The sequence below is a fragment of the Uliginosibacterium sangjuense genome (assembly GCF_059132465.1).
On record NZ_CP101132.1, the window covers coordinates 2,647,995 to 2,667,084 of the forward strand.

General features: G+C 66.2%; 14 protein-coding genes. 9 read left to right on the top strand and 5 right to left on the bottom strand.

Annotated elements, in window-relative coordinates; translation table 11 throughout:
- Positions 1-51: 51 nt before the first annotated feature.
- Both NMB43_RS12305 and NMB43_RS12310 read right to left on the bottom strand, forming a co-directional pair.
- Positions 52-1,434, bottom strand: a complete 1,383-nt coding sequence (locus NMB43_RS12305) for a TIGR03013 family XrtA/PEP-CTERM system glycosyltransferase (RefSeq protein ID WP_494348455.1) — start codon at positions 1,432-1,434, stop codon at positions 52-54.
- Positions 1,435-1,776: 342 nt separating this feature from the next.
- The gene (locus tag NMB43_RS12310) at positions 1,777-3,669 is read right to left on the bottom strand and encodes a potassium transporter Kup (protein ID WP_494348456.1); all 1,893 of its coding nucleotides are present in this window, start codon (positions 3,667-3,669) and stop codon (positions 1,777-1,779) included.
- A gap of 92 nt (positions 3,670-3,761) precedes the next feature.
- On the opposite strand from NMB43_RS12310, the gene cobA reads away from it, so the two are divergent.
- Complete coding sequence (cobA, locus tag NMB43_RS12315; protein ID WP_494348457.1) at positions 3,762-4,532, top strand: uroporphyrinogen-III C-methyltransferase; 771 nt, start codon at positions 3,762-3,764, stop codon at positions 4,530-4,532.
- Here cobA and NMB43_RS12320 read toward each other — a convergent pair.
- On the bottom strand, positions 4,526-6,820 hold the full coding sequence (locus tag NMB43_RS12320; RefSeq protein WP_494348458.1) for an ATP-binding protein: 2,295 nt from the start codon (positions 6,818-6,820) through the stop codon (positions 4,526-4,528). The two genes, cobA and NMB43_RS12320, sit on opposite strands and share 7 nt — an antisense overlap.
- Before the next feature lie 129 nt (positions 6,821-6,949).
- Positions 6,950-7,897 carry an alpha/beta hydrolase gene (locus tag NMB43_RS12325; protein WP_494348459.1) on the bottom strand — a complete coding sequence of 316 codons (948 nt, stop codon included), beginning with the start codon at positions 7,895-7,897 and terminating at the stop codon, positions 6,950-6,952.
- Positions 7,898-7,979: 82 nt separating this feature from the next.
- On the opposite strand from NMB43_RS12325, the gene NMB43_RS12330 reads away from it, so the two are divergent.
- The 6 genes from NMB43_RS12330 (at position 7,980) to NMB43_RS12355 (ending at position 14,662) form a co-directional block, all read left to right on the top strand.
- A complete protein-coding gene (locus NMB43_RS12330; protein ID WP_494348460.1) occupies positions 7,980-9,173 on the top strand; it encodes an efflux RND transporter periplasmic adaptor subunit in 1,194 nt (397 codons plus the stop codon).
- On the top strand, positions 9,170-9,943 hold the full coding sequence (locus NMB43_RS12335; protein ID WP_494348461.1) for an ABC transporter ATP-binding protein: 774 nt from the start codon (positions 9,170-9,172) through the stop codon (positions 9,941-9,943). Before NMB43_RS12330 ends, NMB43_RS12335 begins: the two co-directional genes overlap by 4 nt.
- A 17-nt stretch (positions 9,944-9,960) precedes the next feature.
- The gene (fumC, locus tag NMB43_RS12340; RefSeq protein ID WP_494348462.1) at positions 9,961-11,343 is read left to right on the top strand and encodes a class II fumarate hydratase; all 1,383 of its coding nucleotides are present in this window, start codon (positions 9,961-9,963) and stop codon (positions 11,341-11,343) included.
- 84 nt (positions 11,344-11,427) lie between these two features.
- Positions 11,428-12,078, top strand: a complete 651-nt coding sequence (locus NMB43_RS12345) for a class I SAM-dependent methyltransferase (protein ID WP_494348463.1) — start codon at positions 11,428-11,430, stop codon at positions 12,076-12,078.
- Positions 12,079-12,174: 96 nt separating this feature from the next.
- The gene (locus NMB43_RS12350; RefSeq protein ID WP_494348464.1) at positions 12,175-13,338 is read left to right on the top strand and encodes an ABC transporter permease; all 1,164 of its coding nucleotides are present in this window, start codon (positions 12,175-12,177) and stop codon (positions 13,336-13,338) included.
- Between the two features lie 154 nt (positions 13,339-13,492).
- Positions 13,493-14,662: an ABC transporter permease gene (locus NMB43_RS12355; RefSeq protein ID WP_494348465.1), complete on the top strand. Its 1,170-nt coding sequence runs from the start codon at positions 13,493-13,495 to the stop codon at positions 14,660-14,662.
- Between the two features lie 249 nt (positions 14,663-14,911).
- Here NMB43_RS12355 and NMB43_RS12360 read toward each other — a convergent pair whose 3' ends face one another.
- Positions 14,912-16,384 carry a mannitol dehydrogenase family protein gene (locus tag NMB43_RS12360; RefSeq protein ID WP_494348466.1) on the bottom strand — a complete coding sequence of 491 codons (1,473 nt, stop codon included), beginning with the start codon at positions 16,382-16,384 and terminating at the stop codon, positions 14,912-14,914.
- Between the two features lie 179 nt (positions 16,385-16,563).
- On the opposite strand from NMB43_RS12360, the gene manD reads away from it, so the two are divergent.
- Entirely contained in the window at positions 16,564-17,769 is a 1,206-nt protein-coding gene (gene manD / locus NMB43_RS12365; protein WP_494348467.1) for a D-mannonate dehydratase ManD, read from the top strand.
- Positions 17,770-18,097: 328 nt separating this feature from the next.
- Positions 18,098-19,084, top strand: a complete 987-nt coding sequence (locus NMB43_RS12370) for a C4-dicarboxylate TRAP transporter substrate-binding protein (protein WP_494348468.1) — start codon at positions 18,098-18,100, stop codon at positions 19,082-19,084.
- The last annotated feature ends 6 nt before the right edge of the window (positions 19,085-19,090 follow it).

Genomic DNA, 19,090 nt, shown 5'->3' on the forward strand with positions numbered 1-19,090 from the left:
GTGGGCGTGCCCCGGAACTCCGGCCCAGGCCGGCAAGTTCACTCCGGCGACTCAGTGTGCGCCCTCGCCCGTCACCACTACCCGCACGGTCTCCGCCAGCACCAGCAGGTCGAGGAACAAAGTGTGGTTCTTCACGTAGTAAAGATCGTATTGCAGCTTTTGCACGGCGTCATCGACCGAGGCGCCGTACTGATAGCGCACCTGGGCCCAGCCCGTCAGGCCCGGTTTGACCGAGTGGCGCACCCCGTAGAACGGGATTTCATTGGTGAGCTGGTCGACGAAGAAAGGACGCTCGGGGCGCGGCCCGACCAGGCTCATGTCGCCCTTGAGCACGCTGAAGAGCTGCGGCAACTCGTCGATGCGCGTCTTGCGCAGCAGGCGGCCGATGCGCGTGATCCGGTTGTCGTTGGCGGTTGCCCAGCGGGGCTTGCCATCTTTCTCGGCGTCACGGCGCATGGAGCGGAACTTGACCACGTGGAAGATGCGCCCGCCCTGCCCCACGCGCTCCTGTCGGTACAACACCGGGAAGCCATCTTCCAGCGCGATCGCGATCACCGCGAAGAGCATCAGAGGAGAGGCCAGCAGCAGAATGGTCGACGCGGCCACCACATCGAACACCCGCTTGACCATGGTGCGCAGGGTGCCCTGGCGGAAGCCCTCGCCGTAGATCAGCCAGCTCGCCCGCAGGGAGTCAACACGCACCTGGCCCCGTACCCGCTCGAAGAAACAGGACAGGTCCAGCACCTTGATGCCGGACAGCTTGCAGTCGAGCAGTTCGGCCAGCGGCAGCGTACCGCCGCGGCGCTCGCGCACTGCCACGATGATCTCGTCAACGCCGAGGTCGCGTACCGTCTCCAGCAGGGAGCGGCGGGCGGCCAGCACGCGCGAGGGATGAACAAGGGATTCATCGAAGCCCGCCACCGGGAAGAAACCCACGATGGAGAGGCCGGGGTGCGCGGGGTGGGTCAGCGCATGCTCGACGGCGGCCGCTTCGCGCCCGGTGCCGATGACCAGGATGCGACGGCTGAAGATGGAACCGGCACGGACACGGCTGGTCACGCCGCGCACGAAAAGCACGCCACCCAGCAACAGAATGACGATGGTATCCAGCTCGGCCGTCTGCTCACCTCCCCAGGGCAACACACGGAAGACGGCCCAGGCAACCGGCACTGCGAACAGGATGGCCAGGACAATCCGTGCCAGGGTGTCGCGCATCGAGTCCTTGCGCAGGCTGTAGATGCCCAGCGCGCTGCTCAGCACCACCATCAGCACGGCGAACACCAGCGCCGACGGCACCACGGTCTCCCACCCCTGGGCGTCAGCCGTACTCAGGCGACTGGCCGCCAACATGATTGCCAGGAACAGGACGATCGCATCGACCATGACCTGGAATACAGCACTGGACGGGAAATAGTGATTGAAGATTCTGAGCATCCTGCCCTCCACAAGGCACTTCATTGCGCAATGCACTATGAAGCCCCATCTTTAACCTGTCGTGACCATGCAGCCCGATGGAGGGCATATGTCACGGACTGCGAGGAATACTGCCGCCACTTCCTTGGCCGGCGGGCTCTCCGTGGCGTATGTCACACGCCTGGTGCCAGTGGCCACCTGAATCTTGATCCAGCACATTGCAGCGCCGCATCTGAGTGGGTGGGAACATACGTCAGGCGGTCGAATGATGCCGTGACAGGCATCACGAAAACGTCGGGAGCCCGTACCCAAGCGGGCAGTTTGCCCACAGGGGCAGGCTTTCCTGGCCCGCCGCCTGTCGTGTCAGATCTCGACCTGAGTGCCGAACTCGACTGCGCGGTTGGCGGGGATCTTGAAGAAATCCGCTGCGCTGCTGGCATTGCGGAACATGAAGATGAACAGGCGCTCGCGCCACAAGGCCATGCCCGGCTTGATATGCGGAATCAATCGTTCGCGGCCGAGGAAGAAGGTTGTCTCCATCATCTCGATCTGCAGGCCGAACTCGGCGCAGCGCTGCAGGGCCAGCGGCACGTCCGGCTCGTCCTTGAAGCCATAGCGCACGATCAGGCGATAGAAGCCGTAGTCGAGCTCATCCAGTTCCACCCGGTCGATCTCGGGCACCACCGGCACATCCTCCATCTGCACCTTGAGCAGCACGACCTTCTCGTGGAGCACCTTGTTATGCAGGAGGTTGTGCAGCAGCGCACGCGGCACCCCCCCCAGCGAGGTGGTCATGAAGATGCCGACGCCATCGACGCGGTGTGGCGGCGAGTGGAACAGGGACTGGATGAAGAGGTCCAGCGGCATGGTTTCGACGCGGGTGCGCTCGGCCAGCAGCGCACGCCCACGTTGCCAGGTCGACAAGAGCAGGAAGATGAAGCCGCCCAGCGCCAGCGGGAACCAGCCACCGTCGATGATCTTGACCGAGCAGGCCAGCACGAAAGCGAGATCGACGATCAGGAAGCCGATCAGGAAGCCCCAGCTCTTGGTCCGCGACCAGCGCCACAGCTCGCGCACCACGACGAAGGCCAGCACGGTGTCGATCATCATGGTGAGCGTTACCGCGATGCCGTAGGCCGAGGCGAGGTTGCTCGATGACTTGAAGCCCAGCACCAGCGCAACCACCGACAGCAGGAGGGCCCAGTTGATGCCCGGCACGTAGATCTGGCCGATCTCCCGCGCCGAGGTGTGGACATAGGCGATGCGCGGGCAGTAACCCAGTTGCATGGCCTGGCGGGTGAGCGAGAAGGCGCCCGAGATCACTGCCTGGGAGGCGATGATGGTGGCCAGGGTCGACAGCCCGACCATCGGGTACAGCGCCCAGTCCGGCGCCAACAGGTAGAAGGGATTGCGTACCGCCGCCGGGTCGGACAGCAGCAAGGCCCCCTGGCCCAGGTAATTCATGTAGATGCAGGGCAGCACCAGCGCGAACCAGGCCAGTTTGATCGGACGCCGGCCGAAGTGCCCCATGTCGGCGTACAGGGCTTCGCCGCCGGTGACGGCCAGCACCACCGAGCCGAGCGCCAGGAAGCCATGGAGTTTGTGCTCGATGAAGAACTGGGCGCCGTAAAGGGGATTGATCGCCGCCAGCACATAAGGGTGTTTGACCGCCTCGACCAGGCCCAGCGTACCCAAGGTCAGGAACCAGGTGATCATGATCGGCCCGAACAAGGCACCCACGCTGGCCGTACCGCGACTCTGCAGGAAGAAGAGTACGAAGATCACCACGATGGTGAGCGGTAGCACATAGGGCTTGAGCGCCGGCGTGGCCACTTCCAGGCCCTCCACCGCCGACAGCACCGACATCGCCGGCGTGATCACGCCGTCGCCGTAGAACAGGGCGGCACCGAACATGCCCAGCGCCGTCATCAGCCACATCTGACGCGGCGTGGCCTTGGCCGCGGCGCGGTGGGCCAGCGCGGTCAGGGCCATGATGCCGCCCTCGCCGTTGTTGTCGGCGCGCATGATGAAGACCACGTACTTCAGCGAGACGATCAGGGTCAGGGCCCAGAACACCAGGGACAGGATGCCCAGCACGTTGTCCGGTGTCGGCGGGATGCCATGGCCACCGAACACCTCCTTCATGGTGTACAGCGGACTGGTGCCGATATCGCCATACACCACGCCGACTGCCGCGACGGTCACCGCCAGCAGCCGGCCGCCACCCTGCCCCCCCAATGAGGTGTTGTCCTGCATCTTCGTCCCCGGAATCGATCTTGCGCCGCACCAAGCGCCAGGGCGCGAATGCTAGACTTTTATTCCTTCAGAGAACAGCCCACTCTCCCTTGATGCACCCATTGAAGCCATTCCTGCCGGGCAGCGTTGTGCTGGTCGGCAGCGGTCCCGGCGAACGCGAGCTGCTGACCCTGCGTGCCGCCCGCCTGCTCGCCGAAGCAGACTGCATCGTGTTCGACAGCCTGGTCGGCGAAGACATCCTGACCCTGGCCCGTCCCGACGCCGAGCGTATCTACGTGGGCAAGGAGGCCGGCAAGCACACCCTGCCACAGGAAGAGATCAACCGCCTGCTGGTGCGCCTGGCCCAGCAAGGCAAGAAGGTGTTGCGCCTGAAAGGGGGTGATCCCTACATCTTCGGGCGTGGCGGCGAGGAAGTGGAGGAACTGGTCGCCCATGACATTCCCTTCGAGGTCGTGCCGGGCGTCACCGCCGCCAGCGGCGCGGCCGCCTATGCGGGCATCCCGCTGACCCACCGTGACCATGCGCAGTCGGTCATCTTCGTCACCGGCCACTTGAAGGACGACAGCTGCGACCTGGACTGGACGGCGCTGGCGCGCCCGCGCCAGACCGTGGTCATCTACATGGGGGTACTGGCGGCGGGCGAGATCAGCCGCCAGTTGATCGCCCACGGCATGGACCCGGACACCCCGGCGGCCTGCGTGCGCAAGGCCACGCGGGGCGATCAGCGCACCGTGGAAGCCACCATCGCGACCCTGCCGCAGCGCCTGGAAGAGGCCGGCATGCGCCCGCCCGCCCTGTTGATCATTGGCGCGGTGGCCGCGTTGCGCTCACGCCTGAACTGGTTCGAGCACGCCGCTCACTGAACCTCGGCGCCGGTGCTGGCGCGCTCACGCAACAGGAGGAGCACGGTTTCCAGTGCGTCGGCCAGGGCCAGCAAGCGTTGTGGGGCGTCCGCCCGGTTCTCGCGCGCCGCCAGATCGGCCAGGGTGGCGGCCTGGGCCAGGGGGCCCGCCTCCAGGCTGCCGGCGATTCCTTTCATCGAGTGGGCGATGAGCTTGGCCTCCTCCAGCGCGCCAGCCTGCACCAGTTCGCGCAGGCGCTGCGGTGAGCCCGCATGGGTCCGCTGGAAGGTCTCCAGCAAACGCTCGACGAAGGCGCTGCGCCCGTTGTAGCGCGCCGCCAGGGCCACCCAGTCGAGCAGGATGATGGGCGGCGCGGAGGCGTCGCTCTCCGCCGCCTGCGGCGCCTGCAGTTGCGTCTGGCCGCTGCAGAAGGGGCGCAGGGTCGCGATCAGCAAGGCCTCATCGATGGGCTTGGTCAGGTGCGCCAGCATGCCGGCGGCGAGACAGCGCTCGCGCTCGTCGCGCATCGCATGCGCGGTCACTCCGAAAACGGGCAGCCGCGGGTAGCGGGCCGTCACCGCGCGCGCCAATTCATAGCCATCCATGTGCGGCATCTGCACGTCGGTCAGCAAGACGTCGAAAGCCTCGCTGCCACGCGTGGCCAATAGATCGAGTGCGACCTGGCCATTCTCGGCGAACACCACTGAGGCGCCCTGTGCCAGCAGGATGTCTTCCAGCACGATGCGGTTGAGCTCGACATCCTCGGCCGCCAGCACGCGCAGACCCGGCAAGGCGGGGCCGGCCACCGGCTCGTGCTCCGCGAATGGCTGCGCCGGTGCGTCCGTCAGCGCCAGGGGCAGGCGCAGCGTGAATACGCTGCCGTGGCCGGGCACGCTTTCGGCCTCGATGTCGCCCCCCATCTGCTGAGCCAGGCTCTGGCTGATTGCCAGGCCCAGGCCGGAGCCCCCGAAGCGCCGCGTGGTCGAGCCGTCTGCCTGCTCGAACGGGCGGAAAAGGCGCCGGACCTGGTCCGCGTCCATGCCGATGCCGGTGTCCGCCACGCGGAACTCACAGACGCCGTAGCGCCAGCTCACGCCCAGGCTGACCTCACCACGGTCGGAGAACTTGACCGCATTGGACAGCAGGTTGATCAGGATCTGCTCCACCCGCAATGCATCCCCCACCACCCACTCCGGCAGGCCAGAGCCCAGTTGCAGACGCAGGCGCAGGCCCTTGGCACGCGCCCGGTCGCGCAGCATGTCCAGCGCACGGGTCAGGGTCACGCTCAGTTCGAAAGGACGACGCTCCACCAGGAGCTTGCCCGCCTCCAGGCGGGAGAAATCCAGCACATCGTTGATCACCCCCAGCAGGTGCTCGCCCGCTTCGAGAATGCGCGCGGCCGACTGGCCTGACTTGCGGCCGTGGTCCTCGCGCACGATGCTCTTGGCCAGGCCCAGCACCGCGTTGAGCGGGGTGCGGATCTCGTGGCTCATGTTGGCCACGAAGGCACTCTTGGCACGGTTGGCCGTCTCCGCTGCCTCCTTCGCCTCGGCAAGTTGGGCGGTGCGCTGGGCCACGGTGAGCTCCAGTTCCTCGCGGTAGCGCTGCTCGCCCTGTTGGCGCTCGATGATGGCGGCGCGGAAACGATGCATGGCGGTGAAGATGCGGCCGAACTCGTCCTTCCGGCCCAGCGGCGGCAGTTCGCCACTGGTCTTGCCGGCAGCCAGTTCGTCGAGGCCCGCCACGATGCGGTCGATCGGACGGGTCAGGGAACGCACCACCCACAGCGCCACGAGAAGCGTGCCCAGGGCCATCAGCCCGGCTCCCAGCACGACCTCCTTGAGCACCGCGAAGATCTGCGAGTCGATCACGTCGCGGCCATAGCTGAGCTCCATCCAGCCCACGCTCAACGAACGCTCCGGCACCTCGTAGACAATCTCGCGCTTGATCTCGAGCAAGCTGCGCTCGGCCGTGGAGGGACGGGCGAACTCGGCCATCACGCGCCCCTCCGGATCGGTCACCGTGACCCGCCGCACATCCTCGTGCGAGGCCAGGGCACGCACCCCGGCCTGCACCGCCAGCGTGTTGAACTCGTACATCGGATGCGCCAGCGACTCAGCCAGGACATTCGCGAGACGTGCGGCACGACCACGCGCCTCGCCTTCGTAGATCTGTGCGTAACGCAGGAAGACGAAGGCACTGTAGAGCAGCACCACCAGCGAGACGGCCATCATCATGGCCGCCACCAGCCTCACACGGAAGCTGCGCCGCCAGATGCGTGCCACGCCGTCCCAGTTCAACTTGCCCACCGCCACGCGCCCCCTGAGGTGTAGTCACCCGATGATCGCACGGGCGGCCAGCCGTTGCAGGTGGATGGCACCGTAATGCTGAGGCTTGCGCGCCGGCCGCTCAATCCTGCAGCGCAGCAAGCTGCCGGCTCAGTGCGCGAAGGCCTCGCGCAGGGCGGCGCAGGCTTCATCGATGGCGCGCTGGGCCGCCGGCAGCAGGCGCGGCATCGAGAAGAAACCATGTATGCAGCCTTCGTACTCGCTGTAGTCGACGACCACGCCGGCCTCGCGCAGGCGCGAGGCGTAGGCACAGGCGTCATCGGTCAGCGGATCGCATTCGGCGGTGATCACCAGGGCCGGCGCCAGGCTCTCGAAGCGCGGGGCGCGCAGCGGCGAAGCACGCCAGTCGAGGCGGTCGGCCTCGGCCGGCAGGTAGTTGCGGTGGAACCAGGCAATCGCGTCGCGATCGAGGAAGTAGCCTTCGCCATAGGTCTCGTGACTCAGGCGCGTGCTGTCCTGATCGGTCGCCGGATAGACCAGCAGTTGCAGGCGCAGTGGCGGCGCGCCGGCATCGCGCGCCAGGTGCGCCGCCACTGCGGCGAGATTGCCGCCAGCGGAGTCACCGCCAATGGCCAGGCACTCGCCGTCCAGGCCATGCGTGCGGGCATGGCGTGCCAGCCAGCGCAGGGCGAACCAGGTGTCGTCCAGTGCCGCCGGGAAGGGATGCTCCGGCGCCAAGCGATAGTCCAGCGCCAGCACGGCGCAGTCCGCTCCCTTGGCGAGCATCCGGCACAGAACGTCATAACCGGCCAGATCCCCCAACGTCCACCCGCCGCCATGCAACCACAACAGCACCGGTAACTCGCTTGTGGCGTCTTCGGGGCGGTACAGGCGCGCCGCCAGTGGGCCACCTTCCAGCTCGCGACGCGGCAGACTCAGTTCGACAGACTCTACTCCGGGCGGTGCTTCCCCCCGATAGGCGAACATCAGCTTCTGGTAATTGTGGCGCGCGATGTCGAGCGGCTGATCATGCAGGCGCGGCGCCTCGATGCGGTTGAGCATGTCCAGCAGCGCGCGGGTACGGGAATCGACGGGCATGTGTTTCGGTGACAATCAAGGCAGGATCACGCCAGCGGGGAGCGGGACGGCTAGAATCCCCGTGGCATTCCGAGGATACCGCATGGACCAGAACCCGCTCGACTCCCTCCGCATCGACCGCAAGCCCGTCGCCCCGCGCCGGCGCAGACGCACCCTCGCCTGGCTGGCCGCCGGTCTCGTCCTGCTGGGCGGGCTTGGCATCCTGGGCCTGCAAGGCAAGCCACAGGAAGTGCAGACCGCGCGCGTCACACAAGCCTGGCCGGCACAGGCGATCACCCTGGTCAACGCTACCGGCTATGTGGTGGCCGACACCAAGGCCTCGGTCGCCTCCAAGGGCACCGGCCGCCTGGAATGGATCGGCGTGCGCGAAGGCAGCCGGGTCAAGGCCGGCGAGGTGTTGGCGAGGCTGGAGAACTCCGACATCAAGGCGCAGATCGCCCAAGCGGTGGCCAATATGGAAGCCGCCAAGGCGCGCCAGAAACAGGCCGAGGCCGAGCTGGTGGACGCCGAGTTCAACCTGAAGCGCCAGAGCGACCTCAAGGCACAGGGCTTCGTCGCGCAGTCGGCCGTCGACGCCGCACAGAACCGCGCCCGCCAGGCTGTCGCCAACGTCGCCGCGCAGGCCGCGCTGGTGCGTGCGACCGAAGCCGGTCTGACCGAGGCGCGCGTGGCGATGGACAACACCATCATCCGCGCCCCCTTCGCCGGCGTCGTGCTGACCAAGCAGGCCGACGTGGGGGACGTGGTCGCGCCCTTCGCCGCCAGTACCGCCTCGAAGGGGGCGGTGGTGACCATGGCCGACCTGGAGACGCTGGAAGTCGAGGCCGACGTGTCGGAGACCAATCTCGCCAAGGCCAAGCTGGACCAGCCCTGCGAGATCCAGCTCGACGCCCTGCCCGAGCTGCGCCTGGCCGGCCGCGTGGCGCGCATCGTGCCCACCGTCGACCGCAGCAAGGCTACGGTCAAGTTCAAGATCCGCTTCGACGAGCGCGACCCGCGCGTACTGCCCGACATGAGCGCCAAGGTCGCCTTCCTGGAGCGCGCGCTGAGGCCGGACGAGCGCCAGCCGCGCCTCGCGGTGCACGGCGATGCGCTGCGCGGCGACACCGTGTTCGTCGTGGAGAACGGCCTCGCCCAGGCGCGCAAGATCGAGACCGGCGGCAAGCTGGGCGATCTGATCGAAGTGAAGAGTGGCCTCAAGAACGACGACATCGTCGTCCTCAAACCGGACGACAAGCTCAAGGATGGCGCCAAGGTGGTGGAGAAGAAGTCGTGAGCGACGCCGCGACCACGCTCGCTCCTGGCGCAGGCGAGCCCCCGCGCGTTGCAGACGCCGTCATCCGCGTCCAGCACGTGAGCAAACACTACGTACGCGGCGGCGAGGTCGTGCCGGTGCTCAGCGACATCGACTTCGACATCGCGCGCGGCGACTTCCTCGCCCTCATGGGCCCGTCGGGCTCGGGCAAGTCCACCCTGCTGAACCTGATCGCCGGCCTGGACCAGCCGAATGCCGGTGCCATCGTCGTCGACGGCGTGGACATCGCCCAGCTCGACGACGCCGGGCTGGCCGACTGGCGCGCTGCCAACATCGGCTTCATCTTCCAGTTCTACAACCTGATGCCGGTGCTCAGCGCGCTGGAGAACGTCGAGCTGCCACTGCAACTGACCCGCCTGTCGCGCAGCGAGCGCCGCGAGCGCGCCTTCACCGCGCTGTCGCTGGTGGGCCTGGCGGATCGCGTGAAGCACTACCCCAGCGAGCTTTCCGGCGGCCAGTTGCAGCGCGTGGCCATTGCGCGCGCCATCGTCAGCGACCCCACGGTGATCGTCGCCGACGAACCCACCGGCGACCTCGACCGCAAGTCCGGCGAGGAAGTGCTGCACCTGCTGCAGCGCCTCAACCGCGAACTGGGCAAGACCATCGTCATGGTCACCCACGACCAGAAGGCGGCCGACGCCGCGCATGCGGTGCGCCACCTCGAAAAGGGCGAACTGTCGGCGATGGTGATCAACGGGAGCACCACCGGAACCGGCACAAACCGAGCCTGAGCCACACGGAGGGCAGCATGAGCACGCGTACCGAACACGACAGCTTCGGCCCCATCGAAGTCCCTTCTGACCGCCTTTGGGGTGCGCAGACGCAGCGCTCGCTGCACAACTTCGACATCTCGGGCGAGCAGCAGCCGCGCGAGATCATCCGCGCGCTGGCCCAGGTCAAGCGCGCCTCGGCCCGGGTGAACCACGCCCTGGGCCTGCTCGAGGCGCAGAAGACCGAGGCCATCATCGCCGCCGCCGACGAGGTGATCGCCGGCCAGCATCCGGACGAGTTCCCGCTGGTGGTGTGGCAAACCGGCTCCGGCACGCAGACCAACATGAACGTCAACGAGGTGCTGGCCAACCGTGCCAGCGAGCTGTTGGGTGGCCCACGCGGCGAAGGCCGCCTAGTGCATCCGAATGACGACGTCAATCGCAGCCAGTCGAGCAACGACGTGTTCCCGACCGCCATGCACGTGGCGGCCGTCGATGCGCTGACGCAGCGCCTGCTGCCGGCCCTCGCCAAGCTGCGCGGCACGCTGGAACAGAAAGCACGCGACTTCGACGACATCGTGAAGATCGGCCGCACCCACCTGCAGGACGCCACACCGCTCACGCTGGGGCAGGAGATTTCCGGCTGGGTCGCCCAGCTCACCCAAGGCGAGCGCCATGTACGCGCGGCCCTGCCCCACCTGTGCGAACTCGCGCTGGGCGGCACCGCCGTCGGCACCGGTTTGAACGCGCCCAAGGGCTATGCCGAACAGGTGGCGGCCGAGCTGGCACGCCTGACCGGTCTGCCCTTCGTCACCGCGCCCAACAAGTTCGAGGCCATGGCCGCCTGCGACGCCCTGGTGCACGCCCATGGTGCGCTCAAGACGCTCGCCGCCAGTCTGATGAAGATCGCCAATGACGTACGCTGGCTCGCCAGCGGCCCGCGCAGCGGCATCGGCGAGATCAGCATCCCGGAGAACGAGCCGGGCTCCTCCATCATGCCCGGCAAGGTGAACCCGACGCAGAGCGAGGCCCTCACCATGCTCGCCGCGCAAGTCATGGGCAACGACGTCGCCATCAACATCGGCGGCGCCTCGGGAAACTTCGAACTCAACGTGTTCCGCCCGATGATCGCCCACAACTTCCTGCAGAGCGTGCGCCTGCTGGCCGACGGCATGACGAGCTTCAACGAGCACTGCGCGGTCGGCATCGCGCCCAACCGCACGCGCATCGAGGAACTGGTCGCCCGCTCGCTGATGCTGGTGACCGCGCTGAACCCCCACATCGGCTACGACAAGGCCGCGCAGATCGCCAAGAAGGCACACCAGGAAGGCAGCACGCTGCGCGAGGCTGCGCTGGCACTGGGTTATGTGAGCGCGGAGGATTTCGACCGCTGGGTGGTGGCGGGCAAAATGGTGGGCTGACCCCACCCGATGGAGCACCGAAACAGCGCAAGTCACACACTATAGTGACAGGCACAAGCAATGCCCACTGACAGGGAGACTCGGATGCTGAACAGGGCACGCCCGGACTACGGTGACACCAAGCGATTGGATCTGATCAGCCTCGTGCCCGAGGACGCCGTGACGGTCCTGGACGTCGGCTGCAACTACGGCACCTTCGGCATGGCCTTGAAGGAGCTGCGTCCCTGCGAGGTGTGGGGCGTCGAACCGGACGACGAGGCCGCGCAGATTGCGCAAACCCGCCTCGACCACGTCATCCACGACGTGTTCCGCCCGGACAACCCCTTGCCACCGGCCTACTTCGACCTCATCACCTTCAACGATTCACTGGAGCACATGGCCGACCCTGTAGCCGCGCTCGAGCTGTGCAAACGCCTCCTCAAGCCCGGCGGGCGCATCAACTGCTGTGTGCCGAACGTGCGCAATATCAAGAACCTGGAACACCTGATCCTGCAGAAGGACTGGCACTACGAGGACGTCGGCATCCGCGACCGCACGCACCTGCGCTTCTTCACCGAAAAGAGCATCGTCGATCTGTTCCGCAATTGTGGTTATCAGGTGCTGGACACGCACGGCATCCACGAGGACTGGTGGGAGAAGGACAAGCTGCTACGCCGGCTCGCCTTTCGCCTGATGCCGCATTTCACCCGCGACATGCGCCACATGCAGATCCTGGTCCGCGCACAACTCAACTAAAGCACGCCAGCGCCGGGCTGCGCGACTCACGCCCTGTCCGCCCCGTTTGCCCCCGGATTCCGCTACGCTTCATCCGGCCTATCTCATCCCGCATCCATGCTGAGTCTCATCCTCCGCTTCGCCCTGCGCAACCCGCTGCGCCACAAGCTGCGCAGCACGCTGACGCTGGCCGGCATCGTGGTGGCGGTGCTGGCTTTCGGGCTGCTGAAGACGGTGGTGTCAGCCTGGTATGCCGGTGCGGACGCGGCCTCGGACAAGCGCCTGATCACCCGAAACGCGATCTCGCTGACCTTCACCATGCCGCTGGCTTACGCCGAGCGCATCCGGGGCGTGCAAGGCGTGACGGATGTGTCCTGGGCCAACTGGTTTGGCGGCATCTACATCGACCAGAGCAATTTCTTCCCCCAGTTCGCCATCGAGCCGGAGAGTTACCTGCGGCTGTATCCGGAGTTTCGCCTCGACGAGGAGGCCAGGCTCGCTTTCGTACGCGACCGGCGTGGTGCCGTGGCCGGGCGCAAATTGGCCCAGCGCTACGGCTGGAAAGTGGGCGACGTGATCCCGATCCGCGGCACTATCTTCGCCGGCGACTACGAGTTCGTGCTGCGTGGCATCTACACCGGCGCGCGACCCAACACCGACGAAAACCAGTTCTTCTTCCACTGGAATTATCTGAACGAACGCGCGAAGCAGCTCTTTCCGGGTTACGAGAACCAGATCGGTGTCTACGTCGTCGGCATCGCCGAGGGACGCGAGGCCGCCGCCATCTCGGAGCGCGTCGACAACACCTTCCGCAATTCACTGGCGGAAACGCTGACCGAGACCGAGAAGGCATTTCAGTTGAGCTTCGTGGCGATGACCGAGACCATCGTGCAGGCGATCCAGTTGGTCTCCTACGTGATCATCCTTATCATCATGGCGGTGATGGCCAACACCATGGCCATGTCAGCACGCGAGCGCACGCGCGAGTACGCCACGCTCAAGGCGGTGGGCTTCCGCCCCTGGGTTGGCAGCGCGCTGGTGTTCGCCGAATCCTTGACGCTGGCACTCGTCGCCGGTGGGCTGGCCATCGCGCTGACCGGCCCGCTCGCACGCGGCGTGGGCAGCCAGCTCGACAACATCTTCCCAGTGTTCAACGTGGCGCCAGACACCGTCCAGCAGCAGTGGCTGGCGGCCCTGGTGATCGGCCTCGTCGCAGCGGCCCTGCCCGCCCGCCGCGCGGCCACGGTGAAGATCGTCGAAGGGCTGAGGCAGGTGCAATGAGCGCACTTACATCACACCAGCTCCGTCATTCCTGCGCAGAGCCTGCCCTCGACCCGATCGGGGGCAGGAATCCAGTGTCGTTGAGGTTTTGCGTGGGTGGTGAAAGTCGCTGGGTCCCTGCCTGCGCAGGGACGACAGGTTTTGGGGTACGTCCATGAACAAAATCCCCCTCAACTACATCTGGCGCAACCTGCTGACGCGCCGCTTGACCACCGCGCTGACCGCGGGCGGCATGGGCCTGGTGGTGTTCGTGTTCGCCACCGTGCTGATGCTGGAGGCGGGGCTGAAGTCCACGCTGGTCGAGACCGGTCGGGAAGACAACGTGGTGGTCATCCGCGCCGGCTCAGAGACCGAGGTGCAAAGCGCGATCGACACCGACCAGGCGGGCGTGCTGGAGACCTTGCCCGACATCGCGCGCGGCGAGGACGGGCAGCCCATGCTGAGCAAGGAATGCCTGGTGCTGATCTCGCTGATCAAGAAGTCGACCGGCGGCCCGTCGAACATCACGATCCGTGGCACGCGCGAGCTGGGTGTCGCGCTGCGCCCACAGGTGACGCTCACGGCCGGCCGCATGTTCCGCCCTGGCAGCAACGAGATCATCGTCGGCGCCAGCCTGGCCCGCGATTTCGAGGGTGTCGCGCTGGGCCAGACGCTGCGCTTCGCGCGCCGCGACTGGCTGGTCGTAGGCCAGTTCGAAGCGGGCAAGACCGCCTTCAACTCCGAGATATGGGGCGACGCGGAGCAGATGATGCAGAGCTTCCGCCGCACGATCTATTCCTCGATGGTGTTCCGCCTCGCGCGCAGCGACGGGCTCGAAGCGTTGACCACGCGCATCAAGGCCGACCGCCGCCTCAACGTGGAAGCCAAGCGCGAGACGCAGTTCTACGCCGACCAGTCGAAGATGCTGGCGGGCTTCATCAAGATACTGGGCATGGTGCTGTCGATCATCTTCTCGATCGGCGCGGTGATCGGCGCCATGATCACCATGTACGCGGCAGTCGCCAGCCGCACAGCCGAGATCGGCACCCTACGCGCCATCGGTTTCTCGCGCGGCAACATCCTGCTCGCCTTCCTCGCCGAATCAATGCTGCTGGCCCTGCTGGGCGGCATCGTGGGCCTGGCCTGCGCCTCGCTGATGCAGACCGTGTCGGTATCGACGATGAACTGGCAGACCTTCTCCGAGCTGGCCTTCAGCTTCAAGCTGACCGGCGACATCGTCGTCTCCAGCCTGATCTTCTCGCTGTTCATGGGTTTGCTGGGCGGCGTGCTGCCAGCCTGGCGCGCAGCCCGACTCAACATCGTGACGGCGGTACGCTCGGCTTGAAACAGCACGCACGCAGCGCCTCCTGCACCGTCGTCCCCGCGCACGCGCGAATTCAGACTTCGCATCCCATGCTCAACGGCCACGGCGCTGGATTCCCGCTTGCGCGGGAATGACGATGTGCGCGACGAACGCGTCCAATGTCGTCATCCCTGCGCAGGCAGTGATCCAGTGTCTTTCGCGCCTAGGCCATCACTTCAACGACGCTGGGCTCCTGCTAGCGCAGGAATGACGGAGAGGGTTTGCTCGGACTCAGGCGTAGCGCGCAATCGTCGCGCGCGCGCCCACTGCCTTCAAGCTCTCCAACGCGGCTGACAACTCCGCACGGAAGCCTGCATGCGCGGCCAGTTCGGCTGGGAAGACCTCGCGCACCGCGAGCAGGCTTTCCATCAGCGTGGCGTTGTCACCCTTGCTGGCTGCAGCAAGCTCGCCCAGCAGCGGCCCCATCGGATCGTTGATGTCATAGGCCTGGCCGGCGTCGGTCTTGCGCAGCAGGAAGCGCATCCAGGCCGCGACCGCCAGCGTGAGGCGGCGGAACGAAGTGCCCGCCGCGATGCGGTCGGCGATGGTGCCAAGGATGCGCGGCGGCAGCTTGAGGCTGCCGTCGGATGCGATCTGCATGGTCTTGTGCTTGAGCGCGGGGTTGGCATAGCGCATCAGCAACTGGTCGCGATAGGCGGCGCGGTCGAAGCTGTCCGGCACGGTCAGCGTGGGCGCGATCTCTTCCGTCATCATGGCGTGGATCAGCTTGTACATGGCCGGGTCGCCAATCGCCTGATCCACGGTCTCCAGCCCGCCCAGCACGCCCAGGTAAGCCATGGTGGAGTGCGTGCCATTGAGCATGCGCAGCTTGGCCAGCTCATACGGAATCACGTCATCGACCAGCATGGCACCGACCTGCTCCCAGGCCGGGCGGCCGGCGGCGAAGTTGTCTTCGATGACCCACTGGCGGAAGGCTTCGCCGGGCACCGGCCAGGCGTCGAAACAGCCCAGCGTCTTGGCGACCGTGTCGCGGATCTCGTCCGTGGTGGCCGGCACGATGCGGTCGACCATGGTGCAGGGGAAACGCACCTCGTCAGCCACCCACTGGCCCAGCTCTGGATCGATGGCATTCGCATACTGGACCACCACGTTGCGCAGGATCTTGCCGTTGTGCGCCAGGTTGTCGCAGGACAGCACGGTGAAGGGATTGTCGCGGCGCGTGCGCAGCGCGGCGACGAGGTAGCCCGGCACGCTCTTCGGCGTATCCGGGTTCAGTAGGTCGTGCTGCACGGCCGGGTGGTTGAAGTCGAGGCCATTGGTCTTGGCGTCGTAGCAATAGCCCTTCTCGGTCACCGTCAGCGACACGATGCGCACGCGCGGGTCGCGCATCTGCGCCAGCACCTCGGCCTGCTGACGCGGCGCCACCAGCACCTTGCGGATGGCGCGCACGACTTGCGCCTGCTGGCCGTCGCGGTCGCTGGTCAGCACCGTATACAGATTGTCCTGCTCGGCCAGGGCCTGCTGCATGGCCGGCTCGTCCAGCACGGTCACGCCACAGATGCCCCAATCGCCACCGGCGGCCAGCATGGCCTGCTCGGTATAGACGGCCTGGTGGGCGCGGTGGAAGTTGCCCAGCCCCAAATGGACGATGCCGATGGCGGGGTCTCCGAGAGACCCACCCAGCAGGTGGGAAGCGAGGGCGGGGAGTTGGGCGGCGCCCAGCCGCGGCAGCGAAGTGCTCATGAAACGGGCCTTTCCTTCAGTTGAACGGAGCTTGCACGGGATTCGAGCGCCTGTCGAAAACGCGCTTGAACATACTAATATGTTAGTATAGTATCATGTCAATAACGCATCCGGAATGCGCCGAACAGACCAGGAACAAGGCCCTCCCCCTTCGTCCTGCTAGCCAAGAAAGGTCAGTAATGAAGATCACCCACGCCGAAGTCATCGTGACCTGCCCGGGCAGGAACTTCGTCACGCTCAAGATCACCACCGACCAGGGCGTCCACGGCCTGGGTGACGCCACGCTGAATGGCCGCGAACTGTCGGTCGCCTCGTATCTGCGCGACCACGTGTGCCCCCTGCTGATCGGCCGTGACCCGCGCAAGATCGAGGACACCTGGCAATACCTCTACAAGGGTGCCTACTGGCGCCGCGGCCCGGTGACGATGTCGGCCATCGGTGCGGTCGACATGGCCCTGTGGGACATCGCCGGCAAGATGGCGAACATGCCGGTCTACCAGTTGCTCGGCGGCGCCTCGCGCGAGCATGTGATGGTCTACAGCCACGCCACCGGCCGCGACATCCCGGAGACCCTGGATGCCTTCGCCCAGTACCAGGACAAGGGCTTCAAGGCGATCCGCGCGCAATGCGGCATCCCCGGCATGAAGTCGGTCTACGGCGTTTCCAAGGGCGGCGCCTACGAGCCGGCCACCAAGGGCTGGCCAGAAGAACAGTCGTGGTCGACCGAGAAGTACCTCGACTACGTCCCCAAGCTCTTTGAGGCGGTACGCGAGAAGTTCGGCTTCGACACCCATCTGCTGCACGACGTGCACCACCGCCTGACACCGATCGAGGCCGCGCGCCTGGGCAAGTCGGTCGAGGATTACCGCCTGTTCTGGCTGGAAGACCCGACGCCGGCCGAGAACCAGGAAGCCTTCCGCCTGATCCGCCAGCACACCGTCACGCCCATCGCGGTGGGCGAGGTGTTCAACAGCATCTGGGACTGCAAACAGCTCATCGAAGAGCAGCTCATCGACTACATCCGCACCACCATCACCCATGCCGGCGGCATCACGCACATGCGCCGCATCGCCGACTTCGCGTCGATGTACCAGGTGCGCACCGGCAGCCATGGCCCATCGGACCTGTCGCCCGTATGCATGGGCGCAGCGCTGCACTTCGACCTGTGGGCGCCGAACTTCGGCATGCAGGAATACATGGGCTACCACGCCGAGACCATGGAGGTCTTCAAGTGCGCCTGGACCTTTGAAGACGGCTTCATGCACCCCGGCGACAAGCCTGGTCTGGGCGTGGAGATCGACGAGAAGCTCGCCGCCAAGTACCCCTACGAGCCCGCCTACCTGCCGGTCGCCCGGCTGGAGGACGGCACGCTGTGGAACTGGTGAGCGCGCGATCGTGATGCACAAGACGCAGACCCGTCATTCCTGCGCAGAGCCTGCCTTCGACCCGATCGGGGGCAGGAATCCAGCGTCTTTCACGCGGGACCGGCCGGAGCGGAGGCCCACAAAGTCGCTGGGCCCCTGCCTGCTCTGGGGCGACGGGCATTGAATTGAATTGATCGAGACCGGCCGCAGAGCCGGTCCTGAAGAGAAACGTACCAATTGGGGGTGACCCCAACGGAGGAACGACCGGACGACGATCTCGCCCGGCCGGTATGTGGAGTGGCGCGCAACCGCGTGCCCTCGGATTCATTGCCAAATGAAGGAGGAGTACATGAACAAGCTTCGCCGTTCGCTGTTCGGCGCCGTGGCCCTGGCGGCTGCTGCCGTTGCACCCTGGGCCATCGCCGCACCGGCCTACACCCTCAATGTCAGCTCCGCGCTGACGGTGGAAGACCCGATGTTCAAGGGGCTCAACCAGTTCAAGGAACAGGTCGAGGCCCGCTCCGGCGGCCGCATCGCCGTCAAGCTGTTCCCGAGTTCCCAACTTGGTCCGGATGAGGACGTGCTGGAACAGGCGCGCTCCGGCGCCGGCGTGGCCGTACTCGTCGACGGCGGCCGTCTGGCTCCCTTCGTCAAGGAGTTCGGCATCCTCGGCGCGCCCTACGTGGTCGACAGCTACGACGAGATGCGCAAGCTGGTGGTGTCGCCCCTGGTCGAATCCTGGAACAAGAAGCTGCGCGACGCCTCCGGCCACCAGGTGTTGTCCTTCAACTGGTACCAAGGTGAGCGCCACACCCTGACGATGAAGCCGGTGACCAAGCCCGCCGATCTCGCTGGCGTGCGCATGCGCACCCCAGGTGCTCCAGTGTGGCTGGAAACCGTGCGCGGCCTGGGTGCCACGCCCACCCCCATGCCCTGGGCCGAGGTCTACTCCGCCCTGCAGATGCAGGCCATCGACGCCGCTGAGGCACAGCACCCGGCGACCTACGGCTCACGCCTGTACGAAGTGATCAAGCATGTGACCAAGACGCACCACATCTACCTGATCACCGGCCTGGTCGGCTCCAAGATCTGGTTCGACAAGCTGCCCGCCGACCTGCAGGCCATCGTGCGCGAAGAGTCGCTGAAGGCCGGCGACACCGCCTCCAAGGCCACCAACGACTCGCTCGCCAACTACGAGAAGCTGATGCGCGAGAAGGGCGTGAAGGTGACCGAGGTCGACGTCGCCCCCTTCGTGGCTTCCACCGCCTTCGTGTACGACAAGCTGGGTTACAGCGATCTGCGCAAGCAGGTCAACGCCACCCTGGGCAAGAAGTAAGGGGCG

What these genes read in the sequence shown, in the direction of transcription:
- NMB43_RS12305 (WP_494348455.1), bottom strand. Translation starts at nt 1,434, where the DNA reads ATGCTCAGAATCTTCAATCACTATTTCCCGTCCAGTGCTGTATTCCAG.
- NMB43_RS12310 (WP_494348456.1), bottom strand. Translation starts at nt 3,669, where the DNA reads ATGCAGGACAACACCTCATTGGGGGGGCAGGGTGGCGGCCGGCTGCTG.
- cobA (WP_494348457.1), top strand. Translation starts at nt 3,762, where the DNA reads ATGCACCCATTGAAGCCATTCCTGCCGGGCAGCGTTGTGCTGGTCGGC.
- NMB43_RS12325 (WP_494348459.1), bottom strand. Translation starts at nt 7,897, where the DNA reads ATGCCCGTCGATTCCCGTACCCGCGCGCTGCTGGACATGCTCAACCGC.
- NMB43_RS12330 (WP_494348460.1), top strand. Translation starts at nt 7,980, where the DNA reads ATGGACCAGAACCCGCTCGACTCCCTCCGCATCGACCGCAAGCCCGTC.
- fumC (WP_494348462.1), top strand. Translation starts at nt 9,961, where the DNA reads ATGAGCACGCGTACCGAACACGACAGCTTCGGCCCCATCGAAGTCCCT.
- NMB43_RS12345 (WP_494348463.1), top strand. Translation starts at nt 11,428, where the DNA reads ATGCTGAACAGGGCACGCCCGGACTACGGTGACACCAAGCGATTGGAT.
- NMB43_RS12350 (WP_494348464.1), top strand. Translation starts at nt 12,175, where the DNA reads ATGCTGAGTCTCATCCTCCGCTTCGCCCTGCGCAACCCGCTGCGCCAC.
- NMB43_RS12355 (WP_494348465.1), top strand. Translation starts at nt 13,493, where the DNA reads ATGAACAAAATCCCCCTCAACTACATCTGGCGCAACCTGCTGACGCGC.
- NMB43_RS12360 (WP_494348466.1), bottom strand. Translation starts at nt 16,384, where the DNA reads ATGAGCACTTCGCTGCCGCGGCTGGGCGCCGCCCAACTCCCCGCCCTC.
- manD (WP_494348467.1), top strand. Translation starts at nt 16,564, where the DNA reads ATGAAGATCACCCACGCCGAAGTCATCGTGACCTGCCCGGGCAGGAAC.
- NMB43_RS12370 (WP_494348468.1), top strand. Translation starts at nt 18,098, where the DNA reads ATGAACAAGCTTCGCCGTTCGCTGTTCGGCGCCGTGGCCCTGGCGGCT.